The sequence below is a fragment of the Halomonas sp. ND22Bw genome, from assembly GCF_003011945.1.
In the GTDB taxonomy this organism is placed as follows: Bacteria; Pseudomonadota; Gammaproteobacteria; order Pseudomonadales; family Halomonadaceae; genus Halomonas; species Halomonas halophila.
The window spans coordinates 1-306 of the sequence record NZ_PXWD01000546.1; the positions used below are offsets into that span (position 1 = coordinate 1).

The window sequence follows — 306 nt, forward strand, 5'->3', positions numbered from 1 at the left end:
GGCCAGCTGGCTGACCGGCCACGGCCTGGGCGAGATGGGCGTGCTGGCCGCGGGGCTGGCGACGGCCGCCACGCTCTGGAACCTGGTCTGGAACCGGATCTACGATGTGTTGGTGCCGACTCGCCAGCGTAGCCTTGGGCAGCGCTTCGCGCAGTCATTCGGCTTCGAGCTGGGCCTGCTGGTGATGACCCTGCCGGCGGTGGCCTGGTGGATGGACATCACCCTGATGGAGGCGTTCTGGATGGACCTGGGCTTCCTGCTGTTCTTCCTGGCCTATGCCATGGTCTTCAATACCCTGTTCGACCT

At 65.7% G+C, this 306-nt stretch carries 1 protein-coding gene; it reads left to right on the plus strand.

The genetic code is table 11. From position 1 onward, the window contains the following. A partial coding sequence (locus CVH10_RS19310) for a PACE efflux transporter (RefSeq protein ID WP_106489399.1) occupies nt 1-306 on the plus strand: 306 nt, incomplete at both ends.